The sequence below is a fragment of the Vibrio sp. Vb1729 genome (genome assembly GCF_033338655.1).
In the GTDB taxonomy this organism is placed as follows: Bacteria; Pseudomonadota; Gammaproteobacteria; order Enterobacterales; family Vibrionaceae; genus Vibrio; species Vibrio alginolyticus.
On sequence record NZ_JAWOTB010000033.1, the window covers coordinates 147701 to 163869 of the forward strand.

Sequence of the window (16169 nt, forward strand, 5' to 3'; positions counted from 1 at the left end):
AAGCGAAGTAATACTTAAGTATATCAATAGTTCATTTCAGTTCAGGTCTGACTTGGCTGTGCTTAGTCACATTTGTAGAAAAAATTGAGGCATCATGGCGAAAGCAAAACGAGCGTATGTTTGTAATGATTGTGGCGCGGACTTTCCCCGTTGGCAGGGGCAGTGTAACGCATGTGGTGCATGGAATACGATAACAGAAGTACGTATCGCTGCATCGCCAACCGTTGCTCGCAATGAACGCTTAAGCGGCTACGCTGGTTCCGCAACAGAAGCAACGGTTCAAACGCTATCCGAAATTGATCTGCAAGAAGTACCTCGCTTCACCAGTGGGTTTAAAGAGCTTGACCGCGTCTTGGGTGGTGGTGTTGTGCCAGGTGCCGCAATTTTGATTGGTGGTAACCCTGGTGCAGGTAAATCAACCCTTCTGTTGCAAACCATGTGTAGTTTATCTGCGCAAATGCCAACGCTTTACGTAACCGGTGAAGAGTCGTTACAGCAGGTGGCAATGCGTGCTTCCCGATTGGGCTTGCCGAAAGATCATTTAAAAATGCTATCGGAAACGAACGTCGACAAAATTTGCCAAATCGCCGAAAAAGAGCAGCCTCGTATAATGGTAATAGACTCGATTCAGGTGATGCACGTTTCTGATGTTCAATCGTCGCCTGGCAGTGTTGCTCAGGTACGTGAATCTGCGACGGCTCTGACACGATACGCAAAACAGAATAATGTTGCGGTATTTATTGTTGGTCACGTAACAAAAGATGGTACCCTTGCGGGCCCCAAAGTTCTTGAACACATTATCGACTGTTCGGTACTACTCGATGGTGGAACGGATAGCCGATTCCGCACTTTGCGTAGTCATAAAAACCGTTTTGGCGCTGTGAATGAGCTTGGTGTCTTTGCAATGACAGGCCAAGGATTGAAAGAAGTGAGTAACCCATCAGCGATCTTCCTTTCTCGTGGTGAAGAAGAAACATCAGGCTCTTCCGTCATGGTGGTTTGGGAAGGCACGCGCCCTCTGCTAGTAGAGATTCAAGCGCTGGTGGATTACTCGCAGTTAGCCAACCCTCGTCGTGTTGCGGTCGGCTTGGAGCAGAACCGCCTATCACTTTTGCTCGCGGTGTTGCATAAGCATGGTGGCTTACAAATGGCAGACCAAGATGTCTTTGTTAATGTGGTTGGCGGTGTTAAGGTGACGGAGACGAGCGCTGATCTTGCTTTAGTTATGGCGCTTTTATCGAGTTTTCGTGACCGTCCACTCCCTAAAGATGTGGTGATTTTTGGTGAGGTAGGGCTTGCGGGCGAAATCCGTCCAGTGCCAAGTGGGCAAGAGCGTTTGAATGAAGCGTTCAAACATGGTTTCAAGAAAGCCATCGTGCCAGCAGCCAACATGCCGAAAGGTGGCATCCCTGGCATGCAAATTCACGGCGTTAAGAAATTGTCGGAAGCTATAGAGGCTTTTGACGAGCTGTAATGCTCATAAGAATGGTATTTGTGCAATCACAAACTGTTCTATCCGTCCTCAATAAAATGCGAATAAAGTACATAAATTGCTGTGTTTGACTATGCTTTGGGGACGGAAATTTCACGTTAAAATTTTTTTTCTTCCATCCGCACGCAAGGGTATCAGTATTGACAGAATGTGATATACTCTGCGCGCACTTTATACCTTATTAACAGAGTAAGACAATGACTGATTTATCAAAATACAGAAACATTGGTATTTTTGCTCACGTAGACGCGGGTAAAACTACCTCTACAGAGCGTATCCTAAAGCTAACTGGTAAGATCCATAAGATCGGTGACACTCACGACGGTTCAACTACTACTGACTTCATGGAGCAGGAAGCTGAGCGTGGTATCACAATCCAGTCTGCAGCAACAACTTGTTTCTGGAACGATCACCGTCTAAACATCATCGATACTCCTGGACACGTTGACTTCACTATCGAAGTTTACCGTTCTCTAAAAGTACTTGACGGTGGTATCGGTGTATTCTGTGGTTCTGGTGGTGTTGAGCCTCAGTCAGAAACTAACTGGCGTTACGCTGACGAATCACACGTATCACGTCTGATCTTCGTTAACAAACTAGACCGTATGGGCGCAGATTTCTACAAAGTTGTAGATCAAGTACAGAACGTACTAGGTGCTACACCTCTAGTTATGACTCTACCTATCGGTATCGAAGAAGATTTCGTAGGTGTTGTAGACGTACTAAGCCAACAAGCTTACGTATGGGATGAGTCTGGCCAACCAGAGAACTACGAAGTTCAAGATATTCCAGCAGACATGGTAGAAAAAGCTGCTGAATACCGTGAAATGCTAATCGAAACTGCTCTAGAGCAAGACGAAGATCTAATGATGGCTTACCTAGAAGAAGGCGAAGAGCCATCTCTAGAAGACATCAAACGTTGTATCCGTAAAGGTACTCGTGATCTAGCATTCTTCCCAACTTACTGTGGTTCAGCGTACAAGAACAAAGGTATCCAACTTATTCTTGACGCGGTAATTGATTACCTACCATCTCCAACAGAAGTTGATCCACAGCCTCTAACTGATTCAGAGACTGGTGAGCCAACTGGTGAAGTTGCGACTGTATCTGCAGACGAGCCACTACGTGCTCTTGCATTTAAGATTATGGATGACCGCTTCGGTGCTCTAACCTTTATCCGCATCTACTCTGGTAAGATGAAGAAAGGTGACACAATCCTTAACTCTGCAACTGGTAAAACAGAGCGTATCGGCCGTATGGTTGAGATGCACGCGGACGAGCGTAACGAGATCGATTCAGCACAAGCTGGTGACATCATCGCTGTAGTTGGTATGAAGAACGTTCAAACTGGTCACACTCTATGTGATCCTAAGCACGAATGTACTCTTGAGCCAATGATCTTCCCAGATCCAGTAATCTCTATCGCAGTTAAGCCTAAAGATAAAGGCGGTTCTGAGAAGATGGGTATCGCGATCGGTAAAATGGTTGCAGAAGATCCATCATTCCAAGTTGAGACTGATGAAGATTCAGGCGAAACTATCCTGAAAGGTATGGGTGAACTTCACCTAGACATCAAGGTAGATATCCTTAAGCGTACTTACGGCGTTGAGCTAGAAGTTGGTGCTCCACAGGTTGCTTACCGTGAAACTATCACTCAAGCAATCGAAGATAGCTACACGCACAAGAAACAGTCTGGTGGTTCTGGTCAGTTCGGTAAGATCGATTACCGCATCAAACCAGGTGAGCCAAACTCTGGCTTCACGTTCAAATCAACAGTTGTTGGTGGTAACGTACCTAAAGAATTCTGGCCTGCAGTTGAGAAAGGCTTTGCGTCAATGATGGAGCACGGTGTTCTAGCTGGCTTCCCTACTCTAGACGTTGAAGTTGAACTATTCGACGGTGGTTTCCACGCAGTTGACTCTTCAGCTATCGCTTACGAAATCGCAGCGAAAGGTGCATTCCGTCAGTCTATGCCTAAAGCTGGCGCGCAACTTCTTGAGCCAATCATGAAAGTTGACGTGTTCACTCCAGAAGATCACGTTGGTGACGTAATCGGTGACCTTAACCGTCGTCGTGGTATGATCAAAGACCAACAAGCAGCGTCTACTGGCGTACGTATCAAGGGTGATGTACCTCTATCAGAAATGTTTGGTTACATCGGTACTCTACGTACTATGACTTCTGGTCGTGGTCAGTTCTCTATGGAGTTCTCACACTACGCACCATGTCCAACAAACGTTGCAGAGCAAGTAATTGCTGACGTTAAAGAGCGTAACGCTAAGAAGTAATTCTTAAGTTAACTCTATAACTTGAAAGCCCCGCTTAGTGCGGGGCTTTTTGTATTTAGCAGTCTTATACGCAGAGCGTGTTTGTTTTATTCCTATTTAGCGTTTGTTATGATGCCGTTCTAGTACTGTTGCCTTTTAGGTCAATGGTCTTAAAGTCTGGTACCACTGACTTTTCAAATATTTCTATTTCTTCCTTCAACCATTGCGCAAACAATTGAGCTTTAGGTCTTTTTAAGTAGCCTTTTGGCGCACACAAGTAATACGCAAAGTTGGGCTTGATAGCGATATCTCCAATTCGGACCAATTTGCCAGAACGAAAATATTGATGAGCTAAACTGTGTTTTACTAATGCCACGCCTTGAAGTGATAGTGCAGCCTCAAGCACGAGATGTGATCCACTGTATTTTAAGGTAGGCTTTGCTGCGCAGTGACCCAAGGTTGCTAACCACATATTCCAATCAAGATCAGGCCAAACATCTTCAATCAGCTCAGCTTTGCTTAAATCCTCGATGTTATAGATCCCGTGCTCTTTCTGGTACACCGGATGACAAGCTGGATAAAAAGCTTCGTCCATTAGCCATTGTGATTCTAAATTGGGGTACTTTCCTAAACCGTAACGAACACATAAATCTATCTGGCTATCTTGAAAAGACACCAAATCATTGGTTGGTTCTAATAGCAAGGCGATATCAGGGTGACGCTGACGAAAAGCCGTAATTTTCGGGACTAACCAATGATGAGCGAAAGAGGGGAGTGTTGATATCGAAAGGTGGTTCGGGTTTGGATCTTGATTGACTAATCTTACCCCTTGCTGCAAATGAGCAAACCCTCTTTCTGCCTGACTAAACAGTAGCTCTCCCTCTGGTGTGAGCACGATTTTTCTGTGCTGACGAACAAATAGGTCCGTGCCTAAGAACTCTTCTAAATGACGAATTTGCTGACTAATGGCCGCTGGCGTAACAAACAGTTCTTTTGCTGCCGTTTTAAAGCTTCCTTCCTTTGCTGCAACGAAAAAGTAATACAAGCTTTGTAAGGGAGGCATTCGATCTTTCACATTAGTTTTCCTTAACTCTATGGCAGATTCTATCGTTTGAGGTTATCAGCGTAGTCGCTGATTATTAAGTGGTCAACATTGTATAGGGATCTTTGAAATGGAAAACATGACACACACTTGTGAGCGTACTATACCTACTGCCCATCAGAGCGGGTTACAGTTAATTTATTCTAAACTGGCGGCTTGGAGAAGGAACTATAAGACACGTCGTCACTTGAGAGAGTTACCAAAGCACCTTTGGGACGATATTGGATTAGGTGAAAGGGAGATTAGTTGTGAAGTGAGTAAGCCATTCTGGAGAGAGTAGTCTATGAGTTTGATTCAAGCTCAAAGTTAAGTTGCACTCCCCAATGGTGTTGAGGAGTGCAAGCAAAATTACAAGTCTTCTTCCCACACGACCAATTCATCTTTTGGCCAATTGTGGCCTATCTCATGATACTTTTGTTCGAGCACATGACGTTTAATTTTAAGCGTTGGCGTCAGTACGCCATTTTCTATACTCCAAGGTTCTTTAATCATTAACACACCTTTGATTTGCTCATGAGAGGCGAGTTCTTGATTCATCCTGGCAATAACTTTACGTGTGGTACGTGCGTATCGCTCTCGATCAAAGTTAGGGAAGTCATGTGGCACAACCAAAAGAATCGGAGCGGGTAGCCCTAAACCGATGAGACACATCATCTCTACGCGACTGTACTCGAAAAGCTTTTTCTCGATAGGAACCGGAGAGACAAATTTACCTTTGGCGGTTTTGAAGTTATCTTTTTTACGGCCTTGAATCGTTAGATAACCATCTGAGTCGATAGCGCCGATATCGCCTGTGTGTAGCCAGCCCTCTGAATCAAAAGACTCTTGGGTGGCAATATCATTTTTGTAGTAGCCAGAAAATAGCCCTTTGCCACGCACCATGATTTCATCATCGGCTGCGATTTTTAACTCAATGCCTGGCCCTGCATTACCGACACTACCAATTTTGTCAGCTCTAAATGGGTAGTTGAGCGTGCTGTAGGCAAATGATTCCGTCATCCCCCAAGCCTCTGTGATATCAAGGCCCACTGAGTGGTACCATTCCAACAGCGCTGGCGAGACAGGTGCAGAGCCACAGCCTAATACTCGAGCCTGATCTAAACCTAGACCATCTGCTAGCTTTTTCTTGATCAAAGAATTGACGAATGGGATTTTCAACAGAATATTGAGCTTCTTCTGTGGAAGTTTGTCTTGAATACGTTGCTGGAATAGCGTCCATAATCGTGGGACGGAGATAAACAGAGTTGGTCGGTGCATCTTCACATCTTCGATAAAAGTGTCCAGTGACTCTGGAAATGCTGTTGGCACGCCACCCATAATCGATGAACCGAAGATATAAACACGCTCTGTAATATGAGCGAGCGGTAAATAAGAGAACAATCGGTCGTTTTCTTGGATACCAATATGATTGATCAGTTGCTGAACAGACCAACTGAATGCGCCGTAAGTTAGCATCGCGCCTTTCGGTAACCCTGATGTGCCTGAGGTATACACCAACGACATTAGCTTGTCATCGTAATGCCGCGGACGCTCTTCACTTGGCATTGCATCTGCAATGAGCGCTTGGTATTCGTGCTTACACTTTGGTGCCGTGTCATAAGGTAGAGCGATGCTAATGAGTTCAGGCATAGCATCAATGACTTGCTGAGTTGCTTTGGGATCATCGAGTTTTCCGCCAATGATCGCTTTACTTTCACTATGAGTCACACAGTATTCGATGGTATCTGCACCGGCGGTAGGAAAGATTGGCACACTGACATAGTCACCAAGCATCATAGCAAGATCGCAAATAAACCATTCTGCACAGTTTTTAGATACTAACGCAACTTTGTCGCCAGGCTTTACACCAAGCGAGCGTAGTGCGCTGACAAGTTTTAAGGCTTGATCTGCAACATCAGAGAATGTGTACTCAACAAACTGTCGGTTAATAATTTGTTTTAGGTAGACCTCATTTGGACGCTCTTGAGCCCATTTGAGGATCATTTCATTTGGTGGTGGGAGAGCGCAACCAGCAGCGCTATTTAGATTCGGCTGATTCATTTTAAGTGACTCCATGTCTTCTCATTGTATTTATAATTGTTAACGCATTGTTAACTTTAGCATGTTAAATCGCGACACGGGAATGCATTTTGATGAAATATGTGGGGAAGATAGCGTTAGTTATGGTTGAAGTCGGAGCGACTCGATCTAAAAAGCAATGTGATTGATGCTACGCAAAAGAGAACAGGCTTTTCAGCTGTTATGTCATACCGACTTCATACTAAGAGCACAGGTAAGCAATTTATTTTATTAATAATATTGCGAAAACATAGAATCTATCCTAATTATTTATTAACTAGTGGCTTAGTGTTGAAGATAAGTATAAATGTCTCCTAATTTCTTCAAAGCGCCAAACTTAAAGGTATGTCGTGGTTTTGAAGTAGCTATACTAATCTTACTTTGGAAAGTTAGGAGCTTCACCTCAAGCTATTGCCTGAGATTACTTGGGTACGATCATCAGCAAAAGGAAAGATGTGATGTTACGGAAGACTTTACTGGGTACCTATCTTTGTAGTTTATTCATTGCGGGGAATGCATATGGTGCTGAAGGAGATGATATTCCTCAGCGTGCCCAAACGGTTGGTGATGTTATTGAGCGCCCAGGCGTTCTCACACCTAAAGGTAAATGGTCATTTGATTCGTCTTTAAGCTATACACAAAACTCTTCAAACAAAGTATCTGTTGTTGGGTATACAGTCTTACCAACTCTGATTGTTGGGCGAATTGAAGTGAGTGATTCGGATAGGACTACAGTAACCGTTGGATTAACTGCTCGGTACGGTTTAACAAACGCCACAGAGTTAGAAGTTAGAGTGCCGTATGTGTATCGTAATGACCAAGTTTCTACGCGCCCCATTCAAGATGGTTCAAACAGTGAAGTAGTAAACACAACGGTGGATGGCGGAGGGCTTGGTGATGTAGAGTTCGCATTGAGGCACCAGTTTAACTTTGAGTCTGCGCCATACTGGGTAGGTGGCCTTAGAGTAAAGTCGGATACAGGACGATCGCCTTATGATGTTTCTATTGAAGATGGAAGCAACTCATTTAGTGATGTCCCTACAGGTTCGGGTTTTTGGAGTTTTGAGCCTAATTTATCTCTTATTCACCCTGTTGATCCTGCGGTCTTGTTCGCTAGTCTAAGTTATATTTATAACTTAGAGGATACTGTTACAGTTGGCGACACAAAAGCTGATGTTGAACTTGGAGACACTATTTCTCTTTCAGGGGGAATGGGGTTTGCGGTGAATCCTGATCTTTCATTCTCTTTAGGACTTAGCCATAAAACTATTTTAAAAAGCAAAGTAAATGGCAGATCGGCAGATGATGCTAAGTTGCTTCAATTAGATGCATTAACTTTTGGTATAAACTATGCCTTTAGTGAACGCTCATCTATCAATGTTAGTGCTCAAGCTGGTCTTACAGAAGATACTCCCGACTTTCAATTAACAGTACGAGTACCTTTTAATTTGTAAAATGGATATTAGGCCCTTGAGTCTTGGGCCTAATTTATCGTTAGCGCCTAGTGTTCGCATTATAAATTGATTGGATTATATTGGATAAAGTAGGTATATATTCTTAAAATGATGGTGGCCGATTGATATATCGAACTTTCTTTTGGTATGTAATCATAGATATCAGTCGTTTCTAATATCAAAGAAGCTTAACGTGACAATTTTTCAGATAAAAATGGAAATGCTCATTGAAGGTGGTTCAATAAGGCGTCTTCTAATTGTTGGTTTGCTTTGATTTCCCGTATTACCCCATTTACTTGAGCATCAATGTCTACGAGCGTGCTAAGTCCAATAATACTGTTATCTTTCGTGTTTTGAATAATATTGATAATACTTGAATTTATAAAGTCTGAACTTATTATATTAGGATTTTGAGACGAAGGCATTTTGGGTGAATCTATAGAATCATCTCCAATAATATTGCCTTCACCAAATTGTATGATGTTAACAATACCCTGGTTGAAAACATCTCCACTTTGATTTTCACTATTTGCGCTAATGTTTTTTAAATTACCATTTTCAATTACTAAGTTGGCAATATTTGTGTTCAAAATATCATCGCCATTTATAGTCGTAGTAATGCTTAATCCAATATTAATAATATACTCGTCCGTAATTTGGAAACCACCTCGATATTCTTCTAAAGATAAATTTGAAAGAGGAGTAAGTTCTTTCAGGCCAACATCTTTAGCATTCACATTAAAATGAGGTATTAGCATACAAAGCACTAACAAAAATTTATTGTAGTTCATAATGTAGGCCTTTCAGGTTGTTAAGTTCTTAAAGTTATTTAAAACAATGTTATATTAATTTTCACCGGAAACTGGGAGAGTAATGCTAAATACCCCTAAGGAATCTCTAGACACTCCTGTTTTTAATGGTGATCTTTGATATACGGTGAAATTATCATTGGTTATAAAGCTAGACCGTCCCATTTCCGCTTCGTTACGGACCAGTAACACAATTCCTTGGTAATATTTTTCAAACTCATCCAGTTTCATTATCATGGTTCCTCTAGAAGGGTCTCCTAGAATAACTGAGTGATTGTTTATACCTCTGATGACAACAAAATGCATATACCCGTCGAAATTAACGAGAGTAATCCCAGGGACGCCGACTTCTTTAATTTTCTCCAGTCCTACTTGAAAGCCGTCAGAACGTAACCCTATGGAATCCAAGTAAAACTTCATATCCAACAAAGAAAAACCTTTCTCTTTGATTTTTTCTTTATCACCTTTTTCAAACATGCTTTTGAAGATATCTTGTTCAGATGACTCTGTTGCATAATGAAAAGTGAGAAGAGAAGCCAGGGCGGCAGAGCCACAGCTGAAGTCATACTGTTGGCGAAAAACATCACCGAACACTATTTCTTTGTAGCTTTTAACAGGAACAGAGTAATGTGCTCGGTAAGGTAGCAGTTCTAATGAAATGGCTGATGCTGAATAAACGAGCATCAGCCAAATTAAGTTATTTAATACTTTCATATTGTTTACTTGAGTGTCAGGTTAACGACGGTAGAGTTCTGGATTAAAACGTTGTTTCCGCTGTTCTGAATTACGTTGGATATACCCGAACTGTCTGCGAACGCTCCACTTGATAGTATATTGTTACCACTCACGGTGTTTGACGCGACATTATCTGACGAAATACCATTGATATCTGATTCTGCATAAACCAAGTCGAGTTCAACATTTTGTCCACCTCTTGATTCATTCATGATATCCAAGCTAACTTCTCCGCCAGATAATGCAATGTCATCAGCGAGTGCAGTGCAGGCAACTATCATACTCAAAGTACAGATTGCCAAACGCATCGCTTTCTCCTACTAGTCGGTTACTCACCCCCAGTAAACACACTTGCATTAGTTGTAACAGATTGTTGTACAAGTGAATTTGAACCAGCATTCTGACCAACGGTAGTAATACCAGCTGCACCACCAAGACCACCAAGGGTGTTCATGTTTTCAACTCGAACTCGAGTATCATCCGCGTTAGTTGCATAAATAACTGATGCACCTGTAACACCACCCATTAGGCTTGAGCTCGCAACAACCATATCTGTATCCATATGGACTTGATTGAAGCTATCAACATTTGTTGAGCTCGAGTCACTTTGATAGTTACTATTGTCGTTAAAGCTGTTCGAGTTTGTTGTGCTTGAATCAGCGTAGCTACGGTTATCACTCTGGTTACGGTTGTCGCTTTGATTACGATTATCGCTGTTATCGTTAAAGCTACTGTTGATACTAGAGTCACTGTTGTCGTTGTTGCTACGTCTTACAGTAGTACTAGAGTCGCTGTTGTCGTTGTGGCTTCTATTTGTGTTAGTACTTGAATCACTACTATCACTATTTAGGCTCACATCAAGATCAGCACTGGTACTGTTGTCGTTAGCGTTAGACGTACTATTGTCGTTGTGGCTTTGAGCTGTGTTAGTGCTCGAGTTTGAGTTGTCGCTGTTGTTATTAAAGCTGTCATCAACACCAAGAGTTGCACTGTTGTCAGTGTCGCTGTTGTCGTTGAAGCTATGACCAATACCTAGTGACGCACTATTATCGCTGTTGTCGTTGAAGCTATCACCAACACCGAGAGATGCGCTATTGTCACTGTTATCATTGAAGCTGCCAGATAAACCGATATCGGTATTAGCGCTGTCAGTCCATTGCATGTTGTCGTCTCCATCATCGATCTCATTCGCGATTAGAGAGCCACTAAATAAAATTGCTGACATTGCTAAAGCAAGCCCTGTTTTGTTTAGAGTCATAACGATTACTCCATTTCCTGTTATTCCTGATTAAAAATGACTGCACTTAACTTCTTGCTGCTTCCTTCAAATGTTGTGGGAAGCGATGAAATTATAAGAAAGGATCAGTGAAAGCTGTTCTCATTATTGAGAATGATTCAGGCTGGAAGGGAGTATTTAGGTACGTCTATTTAAAGTATTAAAGAAAAAAATAACATAATCATAATGTTATTTTTTGTATTTACTTTAAGTACTCATCAAGTATGAAATGAAGCCAATATAAAGAAGTAATTTGTTCTATTGCACTGAGCGGAGCAGTCATCCATTTTTTATAAATGGCATTTTATCCAATTATTATCTTTATTATTTAATATTATAAATCATATCCTTATGCTAACACAGGTTGAAAAGTATGGATAAAAACACAACAGGTTCATACTTTTTAAGTCTTTTTCGGTGCTGAAAAGCAATGCGATATCATTCTGAAGTGCTATATTTTCTACTTAAAATGAAGATAAATTCTCTTTGCTGCCTCCAATTAATTTTCTAACGGGGGTTGGTGAAACAGGTAAGTTAATGTGGTGGGACTATGGAAAAGAAGCACTTGATACTGCTAGCTGAGAGTAATTTACAAAGTAACTTAATAAAAAAACAGCTGTCTTCCATTCATGATGTCGATGTAAAGATAATGCAACCAGATGAAGTGGTGTTCAGAAGTCACTCACTCAGTATCGATTTGATGTTTATTGATTACGATTTTATGCGTCAGCTTGAAGTACAAGGAAAGTTACCAGATTTTGATCTATTTGGGTGGTCCTTTATGCTTCACAACGTCCCTTGTGAAAAAGTACAAACGGACTTACTGCATTGGAAGTTGTTAAAAGGAATTTTGCTCCGAAGTGCATCAGTGACACATATATGTGATGGCGCGGAATACGTACTGAAAGGTGGGTTGTGGCTACCAAGAATGTACCTAGAGAAGTTAGTCCTCAATTATCGGCATGCAAATTTGTCCGAAGAACAGCAGCATGATGAGTTAACATGCAGAGAAAAACAGATTCTAGAGCTACTTGTGTACGGCATTTCAAATCAACAAATTGCTTCAAGACTTTTTTTATCTGAAAGTACAGTGAAAAGCCATATATACAAGTTGTACAAAAAACTCGATGTCCATTCTCGTCATGATGCAGTTAAGTTGGTAAGAATGAACAATGGCTTAACCGAGAGAAGTTAAGTCATAATTTGTGATGCTCTTTTTATCGGGGTCTGTTCCGTTTTCACTATCTAATCTAAGCAAGGGCACTCGTATTTGAGTGCCCGTGGTTTATCTAGATTCAATAGTTGGCGTATCAGCAGGCTACATCATGCCCGTGACAAGGCCTGCTGCCACAAAAAATACGATCATCCATAGTACCGAAAGGTTGAGCTTTTTGTGTAGATAGAAACCCGCAATCACTAACGCCATGTCGATGGGAGCAATAACTGCGCTGCTAAATACTGGCTGGTAAAGTGCCGCGAGTAGTAACCCTACTACCGAGGCATTTACACCGTTGATGGCGCCGGAGACCAGCGGTTTGCCTGCCAGTGCTTGCCAGTTCTTAAGAACGCCAAGTAGTAAAAGAAACCCAGGGAGGAATACGCCAAGCGTTGCGATCAGAGCGCCTAAAATTGGCGTATCCGAAAGCTCATAACCGATAAAAGTAGCAAAGGTGAACATTGGCCCCGGTACAGCTTGTGCAGCGGCGTAGCCTGTTAAAAATGCATCTTGGCTGAGCTGGTCGCCAACAATGTTTTGCAGAAGCGGCAGAACCACATGACCGCCACCAAACACTAAGCTACCAGCTTGGAAAAAATCACTAAACAGCCCAAGCAAAGGTAACGTATGAGCCACTAACGGTAAGCCGAGTAAAAGCATCGCAAATAGAGCTAATGGCGCGATAGACGGTTTAAACGACTCGGCTGATGGCGCGGAGTCTTTCTTCAGATATCGCATTCCGACAAAACCTGCTGCGATCAACACGAACATTTGCGTCATGATGCTTGGTGCCACCAGCAACGCAATCGCAGTCGCGACGCACAAACCCGCGGTCAGTTTACTTTGGCAGAAGTTTTTGTACATGCCCCAAGTCGCATCCGCCACGACGACGACTGCGAGCAGTTTTAGGCCGTGAACGATGTTTTGGAACACTGCGGTGTCGGTGATTTGGCTGCTCACCATCGCCAGCGCCAACATGATGACCACTGAAGGAAGCGTGAATCCGACAAATGCTGCGCATGCGCCACCTAAACCGCCACGTTTATAGCCTAAAGCAAAGCCAACTTGGCTTGAGCCCGGTCCCGGCAAAAACTGACTGAGCGCGGCAATTTGCGCGTACTCGCTGTCATCAAGCCATTTCAGTTTCTCAACAAAGGTTTGGCGAAAATAACCAATATGAGCCGCCGGGCCGCCGAAGCTGAACCAACCCAGCCAGAAAAAAGTTTTGAATATGGTGAACATGTCGAGCCTGTTTATCTAAAAAGCATTGTTGCTAATTTATCGAATGCTCTAAAATGACTCAAATTGATGATTTTAATTTCATCTATGAATGAAATGGGATGAGGATGTTGGAGTGAAAGAGGACATTCAGTGGCGCAACATTGACTTGAACTTATTGGTGACGTTTTCCTACTTGTATCGCTATCGAAGCGTTAGCGTCGCGGCAGAGAAAAGTTACGTTAGCCAGTCGGCGATGAGTCATAGTTTGTCTCGTTTAAGGTTGTTGTTTGACGACCCGCTTTTTGAGCGAAAAGGGCACAAGATGGAGCCCACCGAGCACGCTCACCACATCGCGCCAACTGTGCATCACTTGTTGGATTCTATCGCCAAAGACTTGCTCACTAAGTCTGCCTTCCAACCTGAAAATTACGCGGGTGTATGTCGCATCGGGTTAACGGATTATGCCGAGTTTATCTTTGCTCCTCGGCTTTATGACGAAATACGCCAGCGCGCCCCAGAGGCGCAGATCAGTTTTATTAACGTCAATCGTAGCAACTACGTGGCATTAACTGAGCACGAAAAGCTCGATGTCATTATTGGCAGCATGCCGGTGTTGGATGACAACTTTGAGAGCTTGTACTTGTACACCGAAAAGCACGTGTGCATGTGTGATAAACAGGTATTGCAAGGGGAAACACAGCTGTCTCTGGAAGCGTTCGCGAACATAGAGCAAGCTCTGGTAAGTCCCGATGGGAGCTTAAAGACACAAGTAGACCAAAAGCTTGCAGAACATGGTTTGAGCCGCAAAGTCACCGTGGCGTCGCGCAACTTTCTCACTATTCGGCATCTATTGAAAAAACGCGATCTCATTGCCATCGTGCCAGAAAAAATGGCATTGGCGGAGGGCTTTTCGGACGATCTCGTTACCGTTAAGCCGCCGATCGCCGTTGCGGATTTTGATATTGCCATGCTGTGGCATTCCAGCCGAAACAATGAAGACAAAGGCATTTGGCTACGCGAGTTGGTTTCTTCGACCATCACCTCTAAATGATAAACATTTGGGGCATTCATGGTGCTTAGAGTTATTTGTTGTTGAACTTCTTACTACCCGCTGAGTTATCGGCGTTATACCGAAACAGTACTGATTGAGCAAAATGAGTGTCTTTGGTTGGGGGGGGGGATGTTCCAGATTTAATTCATAAAAGAGATTAATGGAAAAGGTATCATTGAGTTGTACCACGTAGTTTAAGCTCTGTTTGCACGTATACATGAAGAGGTTGTAAGCGTCCATCTCGGTATTTTTCCACCAGTAAGTTCACTCCCTGAGTTCCCATCAACTCAGAGTGAATACGAATTGTAGACAACGGCGGAAAGGTAAAGCGAGCAGTAGGAATATCATTCATACTAATCAACGTAATATCCTCTGGTATCTTTAAGCCAAATTCATGGATTGCACGTACTATGCCAATCGCGATGGAGTCTGAATCAATGAATACTGCTTTCGGGAAGTCACCTTTGGCTAGCATCTCTTTCGCTAAGTTATAACCGGACAAACTAGAGCAGGCACAATAGTGTATATCTTGTTCTGCGACCACGCCTTTTAGATAGCCATAGTCCAAAAACACATTTTCACGAGTGTCAGCTGCGTCGGGCTTGTTTTGACCGCCAATATAACCGATGCGGCGGTGGCCTCGTTGTACAAAGAAATCAACTACTTGCCTACTGATTCGAATAAGGTCGACATCAACGCAATCATAAGGGCAGGTTGGATCTGAAAAGTTTATGTAGCAAATGCTATCGGCTAGACGTTTAGGTAATTTATCTACTACCTTTTGGTCGACATTTCCGACTAAAAGGACACCTGTTATCTTTTTCGTTTCAACATCAATTTCACTGTTATAGCAATTGGTTAGCGTAATACCTAATTTGTCGCATTGCGTTTCAATCCCATGACGAATTGATAAGTAGTAAGGGTCATTCACCTCTGTTTCTTGTTTGTAGTTATATAAGGCTAAAAAGTGATGTTTTTGCTTAGCTTCTTTGATGCCTTTCTTCGAGCTACTGGTGCGGTACTCCAGTTTTTCTGCAATTTCCAAAATGCGGTATTTGGTTTCTTCTTTAACGCTCAACGTTGGGTCGTTGTTCAAAACCCGCGATACGGTTGCAAGTGAGACGCCTGCTTCAATGGCGATATCTTTTAGCTTTGCCATGTAAATTTCCCGTTGGCACTGCCCAAGTGTGAGCTCAATAATCTGACTATTTTAAACAGCTACTTAGATATGCACAAACCTTTAGTAAGACAGTCCTAAACACTTTAAATCATCATATCAAGCCAAATTGTTTTCATGAAATAGACTCTATTGAGTAATAAATAAAGCCGTAAACGTAAGGATTATATTGCTGTAAAAATACTGAAAAACGCGACTGGTTTGGAAACTTGCTACTTGTGGTAACTCTAGTACTTAATAGGACTCGAGCTGTTTAGAGTTTAATCAAGCAAACGTTTTATTGTTCATGTTTATGTTTTGTGTCTCATTTT

At 42.6% G+C, this 16169-nt stretch carries 14 protein-coding genes; 6 read left to right on the plus strand and 8 right to left on the minus strand.

Annotated features, from left to right (window positions below; all coding sequences use genetic code 11):
• Positions 1 to 94: 94 nt before the first annotated feature.
• Together radA and fusA are read left to right on the plus strand one after the other, a co-directional pair.
• Positions 95 to 1474 carry a DNA repair protein RadA gene (gene radA / locus R7E29_RS15335; RefSeq protein WP_005386443.1) on the plus strand — a complete coding sequence of 460 codons (1380 nt, stop codon included), beginning with the start codon at positions 95 to 97 and terminating at the stop codon, positions 1472 to 1474.
• Positions 1475 to 1689: 215 nt separating this feature from the next.
• A complete protein-coding gene (fusA, locus tag R7E29_RS15340) occupies positions 1690 to 3780 on the plus strand; it encodes an elongation factor G (RefSeq protein ID WP_005386444.1) in 2091 nt (696 codons plus the stop codon).
• Between the two features lie 106 nt (positions 3781 to 3886).
• On the opposite strand, the gene R7E29_RS15345 is transcribed toward fusA, so the two are convergent.
• On the minus strand, positions 3887 to 4834 hold the full coding sequence (locus R7E29_RS15345) for a LysR substrate-binding domain-containing protein (RefSeq protein ID WP_005380154.1): 948 nt from the start codon (positions 4832 to 4834) through the stop codon (positions 3887 to 3889).
• A 106-nt stretch (positions 4835 to 4940) separates the two neighbouring features.
• Between R7E29_RS15345 and R7E29_RS15350 the strand changes: the two genes are divergently transcribed.
• The gene (locus tag R7E29_RS15350; RefSeq protein WP_224721253.1) at positions 4941 to 5141 is read left to right on the plus strand and encodes a DUF1127 domain-containing protein; all 201 of its coding nucleotides are present in this window, start codon (positions 4941 to 4943) and stop codon (positions 5139 to 5141) included.
• 68 nt (positions 5142 to 5209) lie between these two features.
• Here the strand turns inward: R7E29_RS15350 and R7E29_RS15355 are convergent, their stop codons facing one another.
• The gene (locus R7E29_RS15355; protein WP_054576343.1) at positions 5210 to 6901 is read right to left on the minus strand and encodes an AMP-binding protein; all 1692 of its coding nucleotides are present in this window, start codon (positions 6899 to 6901) and stop codon (positions 5210 to 5212) included.
• Between the two features lie 476 nt (positions 6902 to 7377).
• Here R7E29_RS15355 and R7E29_RS15360 point away from each other — a divergent pair, with 476 nt between their 5' ends.
• Positions 7378 to 8373, plus strand: coding sequence for a transporter (locus R7E29_RS15360; RefSeq protein WP_005380160.1), 996 nt, complete (start codon positions 7378 to 7380; stop codon positions 8371 to 8373).
• Between the two features lie 224 nt (positions 8374 to 8597).
• Here the strand turns inward: R7E29_RS15360 and R7E29_RS15365 are convergent, their stop codons facing one another.
• The 4 genes from R7E29_RS15365 to R7E29_RS15380 are packed head-to-tail and all read right to left on the minus strand — an operon-like array spanning position 8598 to position 11175.
• A complete protein-coding gene (locus tag R7E29_RS15365) occupies positions 8598 to 9164 on the minus strand; it encodes a hypothetical protein (protein WP_005391689.1) in 567 nt (188 codons plus the stop codon).
• Positions 9165 to 9218: 54 nt separating this feature from the next.
• Entirely contained in the window at positions 9219 to 9896 is a 678-nt protein-coding gene (locus R7E29_RS15370) for a C39 family peptidase (protein WP_005380165.1), read from the minus strand.
• A 5-nt stretch (positions 9897 to 9901) separates the two neighbouring features.
• A complete protein-coding gene (locus R7E29_RS15375) occupies positions 9902 to 10225 on the minus strand; it encodes a hypothetical protein (protein ID WP_005380167.1) in 324 nt (107 codons plus the stop codon).
• Positions 10226 to 10245: 20 nt separating this feature from the next.
• Entirely contained in the window at positions 10246 to 11175 is a 930-nt protein-coding gene (locus R7E29_RS15380) for a hypothetical protein (RefSeq protein WP_005391691.1), read from the minus strand.
• 568 nt (positions 11176 to 11743) lie between these two features.
• On the opposite strand from R7E29_RS15380, the gene R7E29_RS15385 reads away from it, so the two are divergent.
• Entirely contained in the window at positions 11744 to 12388 is a 645-nt protein-coding gene (locus R7E29_RS15385) for a helix-turn-helix transcriptional regulator (RefSeq protein WP_005380169.1), read from the plus strand.
• A 123-nt stretch (positions 12389 to 12511) separates the two neighbouring features.
• Here R7E29_RS15385 and chrA read toward each other — a convergent pair whose 3' ends face one another.
• Complete coding sequence (gene chrA / locus R7E29_RS15390) at positions 12512 to 13651, minus strand: chromate efflux transporter (protein ID WP_054576310.1); 1140 nt, start codon at positions 13649 to 13651, stop codon at positions 12512 to 12514.
• Between the two features lie 112 nt (positions 13652 to 13763).
• Between chrA and R7E29_RS15395 the strand changes: the two genes are divergently transcribed.
• Positions 13764 to 14681 (plus strand): LysR family transcriptional regulator, encoded by a 918-nt coding sequence (locus R7E29_RS15395; protein WP_005380171.1) that lies wholly within the window; start codon positions 13764 to 13766, stop codon positions 14679 to 14681.
• 172 nt (positions 14682 to 14853) lie between these two features.
• Here the strand turns inward: R7E29_RS15395 and ebgR are convergent, their stop codons facing one another.
• Entirely contained in the window at positions 14854 to 15840 is a 987-nt protein-coding gene (gene ebgR / locus R7E29_RS15400) for a transcriptional regulator EbgR (protein WP_054576309.1), read from the minus strand.
• Positions 15841 to 16169 lie beyond the last annotated feature (329 nt).